Origin of the sequence: Nesterenkonia flava (assembly GCF_031432335.1) — a bacterium.
Taxonomy (GTDB): Bacteria; Actinomycetota; Actinomycetes; order Actinomycetales; family Micrococcaceae; genus Nesterenkonia; species Nesterenkonia flava.
The window spans coordinates 1-1,411 of sequence record NZ_JAVKGT010000073.1; the positions used below are offsets into that span (position 1 = coordinate 1).

1 protein-coding gene is annotated in these 1,411 nt (G+C 62.3%); it reads right to left on the minus strand.

Going from position 1 to position 1,411, the window contains the following annotated elements; genetic code table 11:
* Window positions 1–28: 28 nt before the first annotated feature.
* The gene (locus tag RH857_RS13485; RefSeq protein ID WP_187118371.1) at window positions 29–1,294 is read right to left on the minus strand and encodes a DDE-type integrase/transposase/recombinase; all 1,266 of its coding nucleotides are present in this window, start codon (window positions 1,292–1,294) and stop codon (window positions 29–31) included.
* Window positions 1,295–1,411 lie beyond the last annotated feature (117 nt).

Sequence of the window (1,411 nt, forward strand, 5' to 3'; positions counted from 1 at the left end):
GTAAAAGTCCCCGCGAAACAGGTCCGGGTCAGCCGTAGAGTTTGATCCAATCGGCCTCGGGCATTGCCCGAGCGGCTTGGTCCTCGAGCTCCCGCTCCAGGCGCCGAGTCGGGATCGCGGCCAAGGCGATCAGCCGTTGCTGGATCGTGTCGATCTCAGCGGCGATCTCAACGACGTTCAGCGAGGCCTTGTAGGTGGCCAGCTCCTGCTGTTGGGCTGGGTTGAGGACTCCGGCATCGAATAGCCGCTGGTAGGGGGTGCGGGGTTTGTCGTAGACCCGGCGACGACGCCCGATGGCATCGGCGGTGTAGCCGGTGGGCTTGGTGGTGGGGGTGAAGTAGTTCAGCCGGTCACAGACCAGGTCCCAGAGCCTGTTGAGTAGTTCGCGTTGGATCGCGGTGTCGTAGCGGTAGTAGAACCCGTAGCGGCGGACCAGGTGGTTGTTCTTCGACTCGATGGTGGCCTGATCGTTCTTCTGATACGGCCGGGACCGGGTGTAGAAGATCTTCCGCTCAGCGGACCAACCCAACACCTGGTGGTTGATGAACTCGCTGCCGTTGTCGGAGTCGATGCCGGTGACCATAAACGGCACCGTGGTGATGAACTCCTCAAAGGCGGCGACGATGTTGACCATCGCGTTATTGCGGATCGCGCGGGTGAAGACCCACCCGGTATGCATATCGGTGAAGTTCACCGTCCGGGCGAACTCACCCTTCAAAGTCGGCCCGCAGTGGGCCACGGTGTCGACTTCGAAGAACCCTGGTTCGGCTTCGATTTCATCGCCTGCTTTGCGCACACTGATGGAGTTGCGCAGCAGTTTGCCCGGTTTGGTGGCCGACTTCCCTCGGATAGGGTCCCTGGCCTTCGCTGGTGCCAGGTACCGATCGATGGTGGCTGCGCTCATGGCCAGCAGTTCAGTCCGGACCTGCCGGCTATAGCGGTCTTGGCCAGGAACCAGGGCCCCGGCGGCTTCCATCGCCTGGATCCAGTCAGCCATTGAGGCGGCGAGGTATTTGCCGCAGATACCCCCGGCGGTGGCCCACACGTGCTGTAAGACTTTGATCGCGTCGTAGGAGTACTTCCGGCCCCGGCTCTTGCGCCGATCGATCACTGCCACAGTGGCGGTAGCGCGTCCTCTCGGCTGGGTCAGCCGGCGTCGTAGCTGCTGGCGGGCATGATCCCGGTTCCAGCCGGTGACCTCGACCAGTTGGTCCAGGATCTTCGACTTGTCCTTCTTCGAAGCAGCCTCGTAGGCGGCAGCGTATTTCTTGGTGATCTCGACCCTGGTGGCCAACGAGACATCCTTATCCGGCATACCCCATCGTCGCCGAACCCCACCCCGTCCTTTGCCGGGGACTTTTCTATGAGGCACGGCCCCTGGCTACGCGGGGACTTTCTCTGAGTCTCGTCG